This window comes from Thermus sp. KWY1 (genome assembly GCF_057547025.1).
The window spans coordinates 193612-206771 of sequence record NZ_BAAJPG010000016.1 but is presented as its reverse complement, the minus strand read 5'-3'; the positions used below and the strand labels follow the sequence as shown (position 1 = coordinate 206771).

Genomic DNA, 13160 nt, shown 5'->3' with positions numbered 1-13160 from the left:
GGCCGCTTCCCTACCGGGAGGTGAAGCGCCGCCTCGAGGCGGCGGGGTTTGTCGTCCACTCCCAGAAGGGAAGTCATGTTAAGTTCATCCGGCAGGACCCGGACGGGCTTCGCGTGGCCATCGTCCCCGCGCACCGGGAGATCGCCGTGGGCACCCTGAGGAGCATCCTGCGCCAGGCGGGGCTCACCCCCGAGGAGTTCGAGGCGCTTTAAAACGCCCGCCCTTCCCTCTGCCCCCCGCGTCGCCACCGCCCGGACCACGGCCTCGAGGGCATCGTGCACCACCCGCCCCTTCTTGGTCAGGGTGCGGCGCTCCAGGTCCAAAAGACCCTCCTCCGCCAGGACCTCCGCCCCCGGGGGCACCATCCCTTCCCGCCAGCCCACCAGGCCCAGGGTGAGGATCCACCCGGCCCGTGGAAGCCCCAGCCGGGCCAGGGTCTGGGGGAGGTCCTCGAGGGGCACGCCCAGGGCCCAGGCCAGGCGCGCGTAGGCCTCCTTGGCCTTGGGGGGCAGGAGGCCCTGGAGGTAGGCGGCCTCGAGGTCGTAGGCGGTTTCGGGGAGGCGTTTCATACGCTCATCGTACGCGCGTTTCGCGCGGCGGTTGCCCATCCTCGAGGCCGCCCCCGCCCCCGGCTCTGAACCGCAACCCCCCCGGTTCAACCGGGGGGTTTGCGGCGGATGAAGGGAGGGGGAGGGGGGCTGGTTTTTGCAAGCCCATGCCCTTCCCTCCCCCGAGATCCCCGGCAAGCCTATGCGGGCCAGAGGGTCATTTTGGGCGGTCTTCGCCCTCCCCTGCGCGAACGTTAGCCTTCGCGAAAAGAGGAGCCCCTACCCCAGGTACCCCAAGACCCTGAGCCCTAGGAAGACCAGCCACCCCCCGAGGAGGAAGCCCGCGAGCTCGGGGAAGGCCTGGAAGAGGGAGGTGAGGGCCTTGGCGAGGTCGGCCATGGCCTGGACCAGCTTGGCCCACTCCTCGGGAGAGGCCCGGGTGTCCCCCACCCGCTTCTCTTCCCTAAGCTCCGCCAGAAGCTTTTCCGCCCTCTCCACACGCTCCCAGGCCCGTAAGGCCCCCCAAGCCAGGGTCATAAGGCCCCCCAGGAGGAGGAGGTTGCCCCAGAAGGCCCGGGTCCAAAGGGGGCAAAAGAGGTTGGCCAAGGCCAGGAGGGCGGCAAAACCCACTCCTGCCAGAACAGCCCGAAACGTCAAGGCGCGCCTCCAAGAAGAAGGGGCGAGGGGGCGTCCCCTCGCCCCTAAGGGGTTCTCAAGGCAGCGGGGCCACGGCTACCCCATACGACCCGATCGCCACCAGGTACTGGCTGCCCACGGCCACGTCTGTCAGGACTATGTCAAACGGCGTGTCCTGAAGCGTCCAGTGTAGCCCATCGGCGGAGGTGACCACGTAGGCCTGTCCTGTAAATCCAGTACCAGTAGCCCCCACCGCCACGAAGAAGCTCCCGGTCCAGACCACCCTATTCAGGCCGCGGCTGCTATCGGGTCCAAGCGGCGAGGGGGGAGGGGTTATGGTCTCCCAGGCCACCCCGTCTTGAGAGCGGTAGATATAATTTTCGGCCACCGCCACGAAGGTCCCGTTGCCGAAGGCCACGTCCGCCATGAAGCCCGGGGAGGACTGCTGGGTCCAGCTCGCGCCGTCAGAAGAAGTGTAGACCCCGTCTCCTACCGCCACGAAGGTTCCGTTGCCGTAGGCCACGCCGAAGAAAGACTGACTCCCCGTGTTCTGGGCCAGGGACCAGGTGGAGGCGTCCTGGGAGTAGACGATGGCCCCGTCCAAGCCCACCGCCACGTAGGTGCCGTTCCCGTAGGCCACGGCCTCCAGGCTCTGGCTCGTGGGGGTGTTCACCTGGGTCCAGCTCGTCCCGTCCTGGGAGAGGTAGACGCGACCGGACTTGCCTACCCCAAGGAACCTCCCGTTCAGGTAGGCCAGGCGGTAGACCCCGGCCCTGGGCGTGGGGTCGCTCACCTGCCAGGCCGGGAAGGGGCCCTCGGGGGCGGTGGCGAGCCCGGTGCCGGCCAGGGAGAACACGAACCTGCCGTTCCCGTAGGCCACGGCTAAAGGGAAGTTCGTCTCAAAGCCCGTGGTCCAGTTCACGAGGTCCTGGGAGGAGGCGAAGCCCGCCCCCATCACCACGTAGCGCCCGCCCCCGTAGGCGATCCAGCCGCCCTCTACGCGAGGAGGCAGGGAGGCGGAGTTGGGGTCGGCCGTGGCGCCGTCGTAGGCCCAGATCCTTCCTCCAGACGTGCGGGGTACGGAGAGGAACCTCGTGCCGTCAAAGGTGACGTTGATGACGGAGACGCTCGTTGAGTTGGGCGGGGTCAGGCCCGACCAGCTCGTGGGGTCGTTGGGAGCGGAGGCAAGGGCCAGCCCACGGCCCCCGTAGACGTAGCCCACCGCCACGAACCGACCGTTCCCGAAGGCCACGGAGTCCAGCTCTATCCCCCCTTGGGCCGCCCGGGTCCAGGTCTGGCCGTCCTGGGAGACGAATACCGCTCCGGCCTCCAGTCCCACATCCCGGCCAACGGCCACGAAGTATCCTGCGCCTTGCGCCAGGTCGTGGGGCATGAATTGGGAGTTGAGGTTGTTCAGGTCCCCGGTGTCGCCCACTAGGGTCCAGCTGGTCAGGTCCGAAGAGGTGTAGAGCCGACCCGCTCGGGTGGGGCCCTGGTTGGTCACGTATCCGCCGACGAGAGCCATAACGTAATAGGCCCCGTCCTTGTACACGATCCGGGTCAGTCTTTGAGGGCTTGGCGTGGCGGGGTTGGGGGTGAAGGGGTGGGGCGTCCAGTTCCGCCCGTCGGTGGACTCCCAGATGGTGAAGCTGGAGGGCCAGCCAGAACCTGGTCCCTCCACCGCCAAGAACCGTCCGTTGGCGAAGCTGAGGCTTCCTAGTCCGGGCGCGGGAGGGCGCACCGCCTCCCAGTTCTGCCCATCGCCGGAGACGAGCAGGGCTACGCCCACCGCCACGAAGACCCCGTTGCCGTAGGCCACCTCGTAGGCCGGGAAGACGGGGGTCCAGGTGAGGGAGGGCCCGGAGCCCGCAGGTGGCTGGACGTTTACGGTGAGGGCCGCCTCTTGGGTGAGGCTTCCCGAGGTGCCGCGCACCCTGAGGCGGTAGGTGCCGGTGGGGGTGGAGGCGGAGGCGGAGAGGGTGAGGGTCTGGTTCACCGGGTTGGAGCCCGTCACCTGGACGCTCTGAGGCGAGAGGCTGAGGCCCTGGGGCACCGGGTCCTGCCCCGCCACCAGGGAAAGGGAGACCGTCCCCGTGAAGCCGTTCTGGGGGGTGAGGGTCAGGGCGGTCTGGGCGCTGTCCCCCTGCTGGACGGAAAGGCTGGTGGGGTTCAGAGAGAGGGCGAAGGAGGGGGGTGGGTTCACCGTGAGGGTGAGGTCCCGCTCCGCCGTCTTGCCCCCGTAAGTGGCCCGGAGCTTCAGGGCGTGGGGCCTGGTGGGGGCGTTCCCCGCCACCTGGACCTGGAGGCTCACCTGGGCCTGCCCCCCCTTAGGCACGTTGAGGGTCGCGCTGGTGGGGGAGAGGGTGAGCCAGGAGGGCTCCTGGCCGTCCTTGGTGACGCTCAAGGACACCGTCCCCTGGAAGCCGTTCTGGGAGGTGAAGGTGAGGGTGAGGGTGACGCTCTGCCCCTGGACCACCGTGGGGTTGTCGGGGTTCACCCCGGCGAGAGCGAGGTCCTGGGGAGGTGCCCCCCCGCCGCAGGCCGCGAGGAGGAGGGCGAGGCCTGCCAAGGGCCAAAGCCGCTTGATTCCAACCATCGCTGTCTCCTTTCCGGGACCCCTGGGGTCCCTACCTCCATCCTCCTCAGGGGGGCTTACAAAAACCTTAAACGCCCCCCGCCAGGGGCCGGGGATCCCGGCCGGAGCTCTCCCGCCGAAGGAGCCTAAGGAGGCCCCGCCCCCGCTAGAGTGGAGCCATGGACCCGCGTGAACCCCACGGAAAGCTCCTGGGGGCGCGCCCCGGGGCCAGGAACCGCGTCCACCTGCACCCGCACCCGCACCACGAACCACGCGCGCGCCAGGTCCAGGGCCGCCTCGAGGGCCCGCCTCAGCGCCCCCACGCCACCCTCACCTTTGAGCCTGATGATCCGCATTTCTCCCCCTTTCCGCGAAGGGGGCGGGGACTCCCCGCCCCCCTTTTCGCCCTAGGCCGTGCGCCCCCTCCTCTCCCAGGCCCTGAGGGTGCGGTAGAGGGCCTCGAGGGCCTCCGGGAGCTCACCCCATTCCACCTCGCCCCGAAGCACGTTCAAGAGGGCCTTGGCCTCGAGGGCGCTCAGGACCAGAACCACGCCGTCCTCCTGGGTTTGCCGAGCCTGAACCGCCTGTGCTACCGTGATCATGGTTTCCTCCAAACCCCTAGGGAGCGGCCCCAACCTCCTCCCTAGGTGCCCCTATAGTACCATGTGCTTGGTACTATTGTCAAGGGGGGTGGGGCTTTGCTCGTGGTATCATGGGGGCATGATCCGGAACCGTTTGCCCGAAATCCTGCGGCGTGAGGGCATCACGGCGTACCGCCTCGCCAAGGCTACCGCTCACCGCGCCGCGCGCAACACGATCTATCGGTGGGCGCGGGGCGAGGTGCCGTCCTGCCTGGACGTGAGCGCCCTCGAGGCCATCCTGTTCGGCCTCAGAGCCCTCACCGGCAAACCCTACGGCGTGGGCGACCTGTTCACGTACGAGGAGGGAGATGATGCCTAGGCGCGGAAGGGGCGAAGGGACCATCGTGCGCCGCCCGGACGGGCGCTGGATGGGCCAGATCATGGTGGGCTACGGCCCAGACGGCAAACCGAAACGGCTCACCGTGTACGGCAAAACCAGGCAGGAGGTGGCCGCGAAGCTCGCCGACCTCGCCGCCCAGCGACACAAGGGGCTCCTCCCCGAGCCCACCGAAACCTCCCTCCGGGAGTGGGCCTCGAGGTGGCTGGAACGGAAGGCGCGCGAGGTGCGCGCCAAAACGCTTACCCTCTACCGGGACGAACTGGCCTACGCCCTCCCCTCCCTCCGGGATCCCCAGGCCCCTGACCCCCTGGGGCGCATGCGCCTCCAGGAGGTGAAGCCGGCCCATGTGCGGGCCGTCCTTGACGCCCTCACCGAGCGGGGGCTCTCTATCCGCACGGTGAAAAAGGTCCGGGAGCGCCTGAACGCCCTCTTCGAGGAGGCCCTGAACCTCGAGCTGGTGGCCCGCAACCCCGTGGCCCCGGTGAAAATCCGCGCCCCCCGGGACCTCCCCCGGGAGCGGGCGGGCCGGACCCTGGAGCCCGAGGAGATGGCCCGCCTCCTCGAGGCCCTGGACGCCTACCCGGACCGGCGTGTAGCCCTCGCCCTCCGGCTCATGCTGGCGTGTAGCCTGAGGCGGGGAGAGGCCCTAGGTCTTCAATGGGAGGACGTGGACCTCGAGGCGGGCACCCTCCACGTGCGCCGGGCCTGGAGCACGGACGGGGCCAGGCCTCACCTCACGGGGCCCAAGACGGGGCGGGAGCGGGCCGTGCCCATCCCCCACGCCACCCTGGTGCGCCTCCGGGAATACCGGGAGTGGTGGGGCGAAATGTTCGGGGCGCTTCCCATCCCCTGGGTCTTCCCCGGGACCGGGGACCCCTCGAGGCCCCTCGACCCCAACAGCCCGAACCACGCCCTGAGGCGGATCGCCAAGCGCCTGGGCCTCCCCCCCATCCGCGTCCACGACCTCCGCCACACCTACGGCTCCTTCCTCCTCGCCCAGGGGGCGCCCCTCGAGCTGGTGGCCGAGCGCATGGGCCACGCCAACCCCACCATCACCCTGAACGTGTACCGGCACCTGCTGAAGGAGGAGCGGCGGGGGTGGGTGATTGACCCCGAGGACCTGGCCCGTCCCCGCCCCCGGGCCTGAACCGTGTTGCAGTCAAATTGCAGTAAAACTGACCCCCCGGCAACGCTACCGGGGGGTGAAGCTTTGTATCCCTGACTTGGTGGAGCGGCGGGGATTTGAACCCCGGACCTCCCGCTTGCAAGGCGGGTGCTCTCCCTCTGAGCTACCGCCCCAAGCCTAGGGGAGTATAGCCCAAAAGGGGGGGTTACGCAAAGCCCCTTTTCCCCCTATAATCGGGAAGGTGTGCCGGGCCAGCCCGTAGGCAGGGGAAGGTCCTGCGGGAAAGAGGACGGCACACAGGAAACGCCAAGCCCAACCTTCCCCGAATGGGAGGAATATGCCTGTAAACATCAGCATCAAGGAGCTTCTTGAGGCAGGGGTTCACTTCGGCCACGAGCGCAAGCGCTGGAACCCCAAGTTCAGCCGCTATATCTACGCGGAGCGCAACGGCATCCACATCATCGACCTGCAGAAGACCATGGTGGAGCTGGAGCGCACCTTCCGCTTCCTCGAGGACCTGGCCATGCGGGGAGGCACCATCCTCTTCGTGGGCACCAAGAAGCAGGCCCAGGACATCATCCGCATGGAAGCGGAGCGGGCGGGGATGCCCTACGTGAACCAGCGCTGGCTGGGTGGCATGCTCACCAACTTCAAGACCATCTCCCAGCGGGTGAACCGCCTGGAGGAACTGGAGAACCTCTTCGCCTCCCCGGAGATCCAGGACCGGCCCAAGAAGGAGCAGGTGCGCTTGAAGCACGAGCTGGACCGCCTGCAGAAATACCTTTCGGGCTTCCGCCGTCTGAAGCGCCTTCCTGACGCCATCTTCGTGGTGGACCCCACCAAGGAGGCCATCGCCGTGCGGGAGGCCCGCAAGCTCTTCATCCCCGTGGTGGCCCTGGCGGACACCGACTCCGACCCCGAGCTGGTGGACTACATCATCCCCGGCAACGACGACGCCATCCGCTCCATCCAGCTCATCGTCTCCCGGGCCGTGGACCTCATCATCCAGGCCCGGGGCGGGGTGGTGGAGCCCTCCCCCTCCTACGCCCTGGTGGAGGAGGCCGAGAAGGCGGAAGCCCAGGTCCAGGGGGAATCCGACTTCGGCGAGGACGAGGTGGAAGCATGAGCCAGATGGAACTCATCAAGAAACTGCGCGAGGCCACGGGGGCCGGCATGATGGATGTGAAGAAGGCCCTCGAGGACGCCGGCTGGAACGAGGAAAAGGCCGTCCAGCTCCTCCGGGAGCGGGGGGCCATGAAGGCGGCCAAGAAGGCGGAGCGAGAGGCTCGGGAAGGGGTCATCGGCCACTACATCCACCACAACCAGCGGGTAGGGGTCCTGGTGGAGCTCAACTGCGAGACCGACTTCGTAGCCCGGAACGAGATCTTCCAGAACCTGGCCCGGGACCTGGCCATGCACATCGCCATGATGAACCCCCGCTACGTCTCCGCCGAGGAGATCCCCGCTGAGGAGCTGGAGAAGGAGCGGCAGATCTACATCCAGGCCGCCCTCAACGAGGGCAAACCCGCCCAGATTGCGGAGAAGATCGCCGAGGGTCGCCTGAAGAAGTACCTGGAGGAGGTAGCCCTTCTGGAACAGCCCTTCGTCAAGGACGACAAGATCCGGGTGAAGGAGCTGATCCAGGAGGCCATCGCCAAGACCGGGGAGAACATCGTGGTACGGCGCTTCTGCCGCTTTGAGCTGGGGGCATAGGTCATGCGGGAAACCGGGGCCCTTACCCAAAGGGGCCCCGGTTTTGTTAAATCAGGTTGTGGGGCCAGATAAGCCATGAAGTACAAAAGGGTTCTCCTTAAACTCTCCGGCGAGTTTCTGACCGCAAATGGCTTCGGCATCGAACCCGAGGCCACCAAGGCCCTAGCCAAGGAGATCAAGGCCGCCTACGACACGGGAGTCCAGCTGGCCATCGTGATCGGGGCGGGGAACCTCTGGCGGGGAGCAAGGCAGGGGGTGGGTATGGACCGGGCCACCGCCGACTATATCGGCATGCTGGCCACCATCATGAACGCCCTAGCCCTGCAAGACGCCCTGGAGTCCCTGGGGATCCCCACCCGGGTCCAGACCGCCCTCACCATCACCCAGGTGGCCGAGCCCTACATCCGCAGGCGGGCCCTGCGCCACCTGGAGAAGGAACGCATCGTCATCTTCGGCGGGGGAACGGGCAACCCCTTCTTCTCCACGGACACCGCCGCCGCCCTAAGAGCCCTGGAGGTGGGGGCCGAGGTGGTCCTCATGGCCAAGAACAAGGTGGACGGGGTTTATTCCGACGACCCCCGGAAGAATCCCCACGCGGTGCGCTTTGACGAGCTCACCTACCTGGAGGTCTTGAACCGGGGCCTGCAGGTCATGGACACCACCGCCATCACCCTGTGCATGGAAGCGGGGCTTCCCATCGTGGTCTTTGACATCTTCAAACCCGGCGCCCTGGTGGGTATTATCCAGGGGGAAAAGGTGGGTACCCTGATCCACACCTGAAGGAGGTGCCATGAGCCTGAAAGAGCTTTACGCGGAAACAAGGGCGCACATGCAAAAGAGCCTCGAGGCCCTGGAGCACAACCTGGCGGGCCTCCGTACCGGGCGGGCCAACCCCGCCCTCCTCCTCCACCTCAAGGTGGAGTATTACGGCACCCATGTGCCCCTGAACCAGATCGCCACCGTAACCGCCCCCGACGCCAAGACCCTGGTGGTGCAGTCCTGGGACCAAAACGCCCTGAAGGCCATAGAGAAGGCCATCCGCGACTCGGACCTGGGCCTGAACCCCGCCAACAAGGGGGATGCCCTGTACATCAACATTCCCCCCCTCACCGAGGAGCGGCGCAAGGAGCTGGTGAAAACCGCCCGCCACTACGCCGAGGAGGGGCGGATCGCCATCCGCAACATCCGGCGCGAGGCCCTGGAAAAACTCAAGAAGCTTTCCAAGGAACTCCACCTCTCGGAGGACGATACCAAGCGGGCGGAGGCCGAAATCCAGAAGATCACCGACGAGTTCATCGCCAAGGCCGACGAGCTTCTGGAGAAGAAGGAGCAGGAGATCCTAGGCTAGGAAGCCCCTTAGGACCCACCTTTTGTCTGCTGTGGACGGCTTGCCCAAATCTTATGGGCCCCTTACCCGGAGGCCCACGGGGAAGGAGGAGTGATGGAGGGCAGGGACGACCTGCCCACCCGGGTCCTCTCCGCCCTGGTAGGGGTTCTTTTGCTCCTATGGGTGCTGTGGGGGGGACTCGCCCTAATCCTGCCCACCCTGGTTTTCGTCCTGTGGCTGGGGAGCTTAGAGCTTAGGGACATGCTGGCCAAAAGGGGCATCCGCTTGAACCTGCCCTTCCTGGTGGGCGGAGGGATACTCCTCTTCCTCTTCTCCTTGCCCCAGCTCTACTGGCACTTCCCCCAGGTGCCCTGGCGGGAGGTGGCCCTGGGGCTTTTCCTATTGGGAAGTTTCAGTTATGAGCTGCTCAGGGGAGCCGACCTCACCCGCTTCGCCTTCACCCTCATGGCCTTTTTGTACCTGCCCTGGAGCCTGGGGTATGTCCTCCTCCTGAGGGAGATCCCGGACAGCACCCTGGGCCTTTGGACCCTTTCCCTGCCCCTGGTGGCCAGCTTCGCCACCGACATCGGCGCCTACTTCGTGGGCCGGACCCTGGGCCGGCAAAAGCTGGCCCCGGAAATCTCCCCTGGCAAGACGGTGGAGGGCTCCTTGGGGGGGATTGCGGTAAGCTTCCTGGCCCTGGCCCTCTACACCGGGCTGGTGCGGGAGGTCTTCCCCTTCGGCCTATTGGAACTTTGGCTTTTCAGCCTCCTCCTTTCCCTGGCCGCCCAGCTTGGGGACCTGGTGGAGTCCATGCTGAAGCGGTACTGTGGGGTGAAGGACTCGGGGCACTTCCTTCCCGGCCACGGCGGCCTTCTGGATAGGATCGACAGCCTTCTCTTCACCTTCCCCCTCACCTACTTTTTGGTGGTGCTCTTCACATGAAACGGGTGGTGATCCTGGGCTCCACGGGTTCCATAGGGCGGCAGGCCCTCGAGGTGTGCCGCTGGCGGGGCTACCGGGTGGTGGGGCTTGCCGCCGGGAAAAACCTGGAGGAGCTCTCCCGTCAGATCCAGGAGTGGAGGCCCCTCCTGGTGGCCGCCCACGAAAGCCTCCACGGGGAGCTAAAGGCTCGCTTCCCCGGGCTAAGGCTTGGCACCCCGGAGGAGGTGGCCTCCTTGGAGGCGGAGGTGGCCGTGGCCGCCATTCCGGGCCTTGCGGGGCTTGCTCCCACCTGGGCTGCGGCCAGAACAGGAAAGCGCCTGGCCCTGGCCAACAAGGAGGCCATGGTGGCGGCAGGGCCCCTCCTCTGGCAGGAGGTGGAAGCCCAGGGAGCCGAGATCCTCCCTGTGGACTCCGAGCACTCGGCGCTTTTCCAGGCCCTCCTGGGGGAAAAGCGCGAGGATGTGGCCGAGCTCATCCTCACGGCAAGCGGAGGACCTTTCCTTTGGGAGCCCGAGGACCTCTCCCAGGTTACCCCAGCCATGGCCTTAAACCATCCCCGCTGGCGCATGGGCCCCAAGGTGACGATAGACTCGGCCACCCTCTTCAACAAGGGCCTCGAGGTCCTCGAGGCCAAGGAGCTTTTCCGCTTTCCCCTGGAGAAGATCAAGGTCCTGGTTCACCCCCAGGCCTATGTCCACGGCCTGGTCCGCTTCGTGGACGGCAGCCTCAAGGCCCAACTGGGCCCCACGGACATGCGCCTTCCCATCCAGTACGCCCTCACCTACCCCGAAAGGGCGGAAACCCCTTTGCAGAACCTCCCCATCCCCGGGGTGCTGGAGTTTTTGGAGCCGGACCTAACGCGCTTCCCCGCCCTGGCGGTGGCCTACGAGGCGGGAAGGCGGGGCGGAGTGGCCCAGGTGGCGGTTTCCGCCGCCGACGAGGTGGCGGTGGAGGCCTTTCTTTCCGGCAAGATCCCCTTTACCGAAATCCCAAAGATCCTGGCCCGGGTCCTGGAAAACACCCCTTCCCTTCCCCTAACATGGGAGAACCTCTTCGCCGTGGATGCCTGGGCCCGGGAAGAGGCCAAGAGGTGGGCATGAGCCTGTTCTGGTTTTTGATCATCATCGGCGTGAGCATCTTCGTGCACGAGCTGGGGCACTACCTGGCGGCACGGGTTCAAGGGGTGCGGGTCAAGGCCTTCAGCCTGGGCTTCGGCCCCGTCCTTCTCAGGCGGCAGGCCTGGGGCACCGAGTGGCGGCTTTCCGCCATTCCCCTGGGAGGGTATGCGGACATCGAAGGCCTCCTCCCCGAGGAGCGGGGCCGGGGATACGATGCCCTTCCCTTCCCGGGGAAGCTTTTGGTCCTGGTGGCTGGGGTCGTCATGAACGTCCTCCTGGCCTGGGGACTCCTCGCCTACCTCTTCAGCGCCCAAGGGGTGCCGGAGGCCACGGGAAGGGCGGTGATCCTGGAAGTCCTCCCGGGGAGCGTGGCGGAAAGAGCGGGGCTACGGGCCGGCGACATCCTGGTGGCCGTGGACGGGACACCCCTCGCCCAAGCCCAGGGGATTGAACGGGTGAAGACTCCAGGCAACCACACCCTCACCGTGCGCCGCCAGGGCCAGGAGCTTACCCTCTCCCTCACCTGGCAGGAAGGCATGGAGCGGCTTGGGGTGGTGTACCAGCCCGAGGTGGCCTTCCGCCGGGTGGGGTTCTTGGAAGGACTGGGGCTAGCCGTGGGCCGTACCCTGGCCTTCGGACCCCAGATGGTGAAGGCCCTGGTGGGAGGACTTCTGGGCGTGCTGGCGGGAAATCCCGACAACGGGGTCATGGGACCGGTGGGGATCGTGGCGGAAACAGGCCGGGCAGCCCAGGAAGGCCTTTTCCGCCTGTTGGAGCTTACCGTGGCCATCAACCTCTCCCTGGCCCTTTTCAACCTTTTGCCCATTCCTGCCCTGGATGGCGGGCGTATTCTCCTCCTCTTCCTCTCCCGTTTCCTCCGCATCCGCCCCGAGCAGGAGGCCATGGTCCACTACCTGGGCTTCGTCTTCCTCATCCTCCTGGTCATCCTGGTCACCTTCCAGGACCTAAGGCGGCTTCTCGGGGGCTAGATGGAGGCCACGGTCCTCATCCCTGCCTACAACGAGGAAGCCACCATCGCAGGGGTGGTGCGGGTGGCCAAGGAGGCAGGTTTCCCCGTGGTGGTGGCGGACGACGGCTCAGAGGATCGCACCGCCCAGGAAGCCGCCAGGGCTGGAGCCCAGGTGGTGCGCCTGCCCCACAACCGGGGTAAGGGCGGGGCCATCGCCGAAGGGCTCAAACGGGTGAACACCCCCTTGGTCCTCCTCCTGGATGCGGATCTTCTGGGTCTTGCCTCGCACCATCTGGAGTCCCTGCTGGACCCTGTGGCAAAGGGGAAGGCGGAGATGACGGTGGGCGTCTTCCAAGGGGGAAGGCTTTCCACGGATCTCGCCATGCGCCTTACCCCCTTTCTCTCTGGACAGCGGGCCCTTAAGACGGAGGATTTGCGAAGGGTGCAGGGCCTCGAGGGTGCCCGATACGACCTGGAGCTCCTCCTCACCCGCCACGCCAAAAAGGCGGGCTGGCGGGTCCTCTACCTGCCCCTTCCTGGGGTGAGCCAGGTGATGAAGGAGGAAAAGCGGGGGCTTCTACCGGGATTTCTCCACCGCCTGCGCATGTACCGGGAAATCCTGCGCTACTACCTCAAGGCCAAGGCTTAGGGCCCCTGCCTGGGCGTAAGGGCCTGGGGGAGCCTTAAAAGCTCCACCCAGGCCTCCCCAGTGCGGTAGGCCACCACCCCGAGGCCCGGAACCAGGAAGATCTCCTTGAGGTCCGTACCCCCTTTCTCCGTGGTGTAGGCCACCCGCACCCGGTAGGCGTTGAAGGCCCCGGCCTTTACCCTTACCCCTTCGATTGCCTCCACCCGGGCGGAAAGGGCCACCCGCTGCCCGCGAAACCGGGCGCTTCCCCCCCAGGAAAGCCCCAGGTCCATCCTCGAGGGGTAGAGAAGAAGAGGGGGCGTAAAGGGAAAATACCCTTCAGGCAGGCCCACCCCCAGGAGGAAAAGCCCCTCGGTTCCCCCTTTGAGCCAGTCCTCCCGGAACACGCGCCCCTCCTTCCAGTAGCGAAGGCGATACCCCTCCTGGGTGGGAAGAAGCTCCTGCTGGGTGCCATCGGAGTACAGGTACCGTCCCCCTCCCTGGGGAAAGACCTGGCCCAGGGCCAGGGAAAGGAAAACCGGCACCGCCCAGAGGAACCGCCAAAGCCCCCTGCCCTTAGCCCTTTCCATACC

16 protein-coding genes and 1 tRNA gene are annotated in these 13160 nt (G+C 66.6%); 10 read left to right on the top strand and 7 right to left on the bottom strand.

Annotated elements, in window-relative coordinates:
* The 5 genes from AC27GT_RS04635 to AC27GT_RS04615 all read right to left on the bottom strand — a co-directional run.
* Positions 1–569, bottom strand: a 569-nt coding sequence (locus tag AC27GT_RS04635) for a hypothetical protein (RefSeq protein WP_487223585.1), incomplete at its 3' end; no start/stop codon positions are given.
* A 258-nt stretch (positions 570–827) separates the two neighbouring features.
* On the bottom strand, positions 828–1205 hold the full coding sequence (locus AC27GT_RS04630) for a hypothetical protein (protein ID WP_156101084.1): 378 nt from the start codon (positions 1203–1205) through the stop codon (positions 828–830).
* A gap of 55 nt (positions 1206–1260) precedes the next feature.
* On the bottom strand, positions 1261–3780 hold the full coding sequence (locus AC27GT_RS04625; protein WP_487223584.1) for a BACON domain-containing protein: 2520 nt from the start codon (positions 3778–3780) through the stop codon (positions 1261–1263).
* Positions 3781–3905: 125 nt separating this feature from the next.
* A complete protein-coding gene (locus tag AC27GT_RS04620; protein ID WP_487223583.1) occupies positions 3906–4115 on the bottom strand; it encodes a hypothetical protein in 210 nt (69 codons plus the stop codon).
* A gap of 51 nt (positions 4116–4166) precedes the next feature.
* Positions 4167–4361 carry a hypothetical protein gene (locus AC27GT_RS04615; protein WP_487223582.1) on the bottom strand — a complete coding sequence of 65 codons (195 nt, stop codon included), beginning with the start codon at positions 4359–4361 and terminating at the stop codon, positions 4167–4169.
* Between the two features lie 118 nt (positions 4362–4479).
* Here AC27GT_RS04615 and AC27GT_RS04610 point away from each other — a divergent pair, with 118 nt between their 5' ends.
* Positions 4480–4719, top strand: coding sequence for a helix-turn-helix domain-containing protein (locus AC27GT_RS04610; protein WP_038069775.1), 240 nt, complete (start codon positions 4480–4482; stop codon positions 4717–4719).
* The gene (locus AC27GT_RS04605) at positions 4712–5887 is read left to right on the top strand and encodes a tyrosine-type recombinase/integrase (protein WP_487223581.1); all 1176 of its coding nucleotides are present in this window, start codon (positions 4712–4714) and stop codon (positions 5885–5887) included. The genes AC27GT_RS04610 and AC27GT_RS04605 overlap by 8 nt, the downstream gene beginning before the upstream one ends.
* A gap of 77 nt (positions 5888–5964) precedes the next feature.
* Here the strand turns inward: AC27GT_RS04605 and AC27GT_RS04600 are convergent.
* Positions 5965–6039: transfer RNA gene (locus AC27GT_RS04600), tRNA-Ala, on the bottom strand.
* Positions 6040–6203: 164 nt separating this feature from the next.
* Here AC27GT_RS04600 and rpsB point away from each other — a divergent pair.
* The 8 genes from rpsB to AC27GT_RS04560 all read left to right on the top strand — a co-directional run bounded on the left by rpsB (position 6204) and on the right by AC27GT_RS04560 (position 12588).
* Positions 6204–6992, top strand: coding sequence for a 30S ribosomal protein S2 (gene rpsB, locus AC27GT_RS04595; RefSeq protein WP_015717575.1), 789 nt, complete (start codon positions 6204–6206; stop codon positions 6990–6992).
* Positions 6989–7579 (top strand): translation elongation factor Ts, encoded by a 591-nt coding sequence (gene tsf, locus AC27GT_RS04590; protein ID WP_019550673.1) that lies wholly within the window; start codon positions 6989–6991, stop codon positions 7577–7579. The genes rpsB and tsf overlap by 4 nt, the downstream gene beginning before the upstream one ends.
* Before the next feature lie 75 nt (positions 7580–7654).
* A complete protein-coding gene (gene pyrH / locus AC27GT_RS04585; protein WP_015717577.1) occupies positions 7655–8359 on the top strand; it encodes a UMP kinase in 705 nt (234 codons plus the stop codon).
* Positions 8360–8369: 10 nt separating this feature from the next.
* Positions 8370–8927 (top strand): ribosome recycling factor, encoded by a 558-nt coding sequence (gene frr / locus AC27GT_RS04580; RefSeq protein WP_015717578.1) that lies wholly within the window; start codon positions 8370–8372, stop codon positions 8925–8927.
* Positions 8928–9020: 93 nt separating this feature from the next.
* The gene (locus AC27GT_RS04575) at positions 9021–9851 is read left to right on the top strand and encodes a phosphatidate cytidylyltransferase (RefSeq protein ID WP_015717579.1); all 831 of its coding nucleotides are present in this window, start codon (positions 9021–9023) and stop codon (positions 9849–9851) included.
* Positions 9848–10951, top strand: coding sequence for a 1-deoxy-D-xylulose-5-phosphate reductoisomerase (gene dxr / locus AC27GT_RS04570; RefSeq protein ID WP_015717580.1), 1104 nt, complete (start codon positions 9848–9850; stop codon positions 10949–10951). Before AC27GT_RS04575 ends, dxr begins: the two co-directional genes overlap by 4 nt.
* The gene (locus AC27GT_RS04565) at positions 10948–11958 is read left to right on the top strand and encodes a M50 family metallopeptidase (protein WP_015717581.1); all 1011 of its coding nucleotides are present in this window, start codon (positions 10948–10950) and stop codon (positions 11956–11958) included. Before dxr ends, AC27GT_RS04565 begins: the two co-directional genes overlap by 4 nt.
* Positions 11959–12588 carry a glycosyltransferase family 2 protein gene (locus AC27GT_RS04560; protein ID WP_015717582.1) on the top strand — a complete coding sequence of 210 codons (630 nt, stop codon included), beginning with the start codon at positions 11959–11961 and terminating at the stop codon, positions 12586–12588.
* Here AC27GT_RS04560 and AC27GT_RS04555 read toward each other — a convergent pair.
* Positions 12585–13157: a hypothetical protein gene (locus tag AC27GT_RS04555; protein WP_015717583.1), complete on the bottom strand. Its 573-nt coding sequence runs from the start codon at positions 13155–13157 to the stop codon at positions 12585–12587. The two genes, AC27GT_RS04560 and AC27GT_RS04555, sit on opposite strands and share 4 nt — an antisense overlap.
* Positions 13158–13160: the final 3 nt, after the last annotated feature.

Bases quoted from the DNA above. Each gene is read 5' to 3' on its own strand.
- AC27GT_RS04565 (WP_015717581.1), top strand. From the start codon at position 10,948: ATGAGCCTGTTCTGGTTTTTGATCATCATCGGCGTGAGCATCTTCGTG.
- tsf (WP_019550673.1), top strand. From the start codon at position 6,989: ATGAGCCAGATGGAACTCATCAAGAAACTGCGCGAGGCCACGGGGGCC.
- dxr (WP_015717580.1), top strand. From the start codon at position 9,848: ATGAAACGGGTGGTGATCCTGGGCTCCACGGGTTCCATAGGGCGGCAG.
- AC27GT_RS04620 (WP_487223583.1), bottom strand. From the start codon at position 4,115: ATGCGGATCATCAGGCTCAAAGGTGAGGGTGGCGTGGGGGCGCTGAGG.
- AC27GT_RS04605 (WP_487223581.1), top strand. From the start codon at position 4,712: ATGCCTAGGCGCGGAAGGGGCGAAGGGACCATCGTGCGCCGCCCGGAC.
- AC27GT_RS04610 (WP_038069775.1), top strand. From the start codon at position 4,480: ATGATCCGGAACCGTTTGCCCGAAATCCTGCGGCGTGAGGGCATCACG.
- AC27GT_RS04555 (WP_015717583.1), bottom strand. From the start codon at position 13,157: ATGGAAAGGGCTAAGGGCAGGGGGCTTTGGCGGTTCCTCTGGGCGGTG.
- rpsB (WP_015717575.1), top strand. From the start codon at position 6,204: ATGCCTGTAAACATCAGCATCAAGGAGCTTCTTGAGGCAGGGGTTCAC.
- AC27GT_RS04625 (WP_487223584.1), bottom strand. From the start codon at position 3,780: ATGGTTGGAATCAAGCGGCTTTGGCCCTTGGCAGGCCTCGCCCTCCTC.
- AC27GT_RS04560 (WP_015717582.1), top strand. From the start codon at position 11,959: ATGGAGGCCACGGTCCTCATCCCTGCCTACAACGAGGAAGCCACCATC.
- pyrH (WP_015717577.1), top strand. From the start codon at position 7,655: ATGAAGTACAAAAGGGTTCTCCTTAAACTCTCCGGCGAGTTTCTGACC.
- AC27GT_RS04615 (WP_487223582.1), bottom strand. From the start codon at position 4,361: ATGATCACGGTAGCACAGGCGGTTCAGGCTCGGCAAACCCAGGAGGAC.
- AC27GT_RS04575 (WP_015717579.1), top strand. From the start codon at position 9,021: ATGGAGGGCAGGGACGACCTGCCCACCCGGGTCCTCTCCGCCCTGGTA.
- frr (WP_015717578.1), top strand. From the start codon at position 8,370: ATGAGCCTGAAAGAGCTTTACGCGGAAACAAGGGCGCACATGCAAAAG.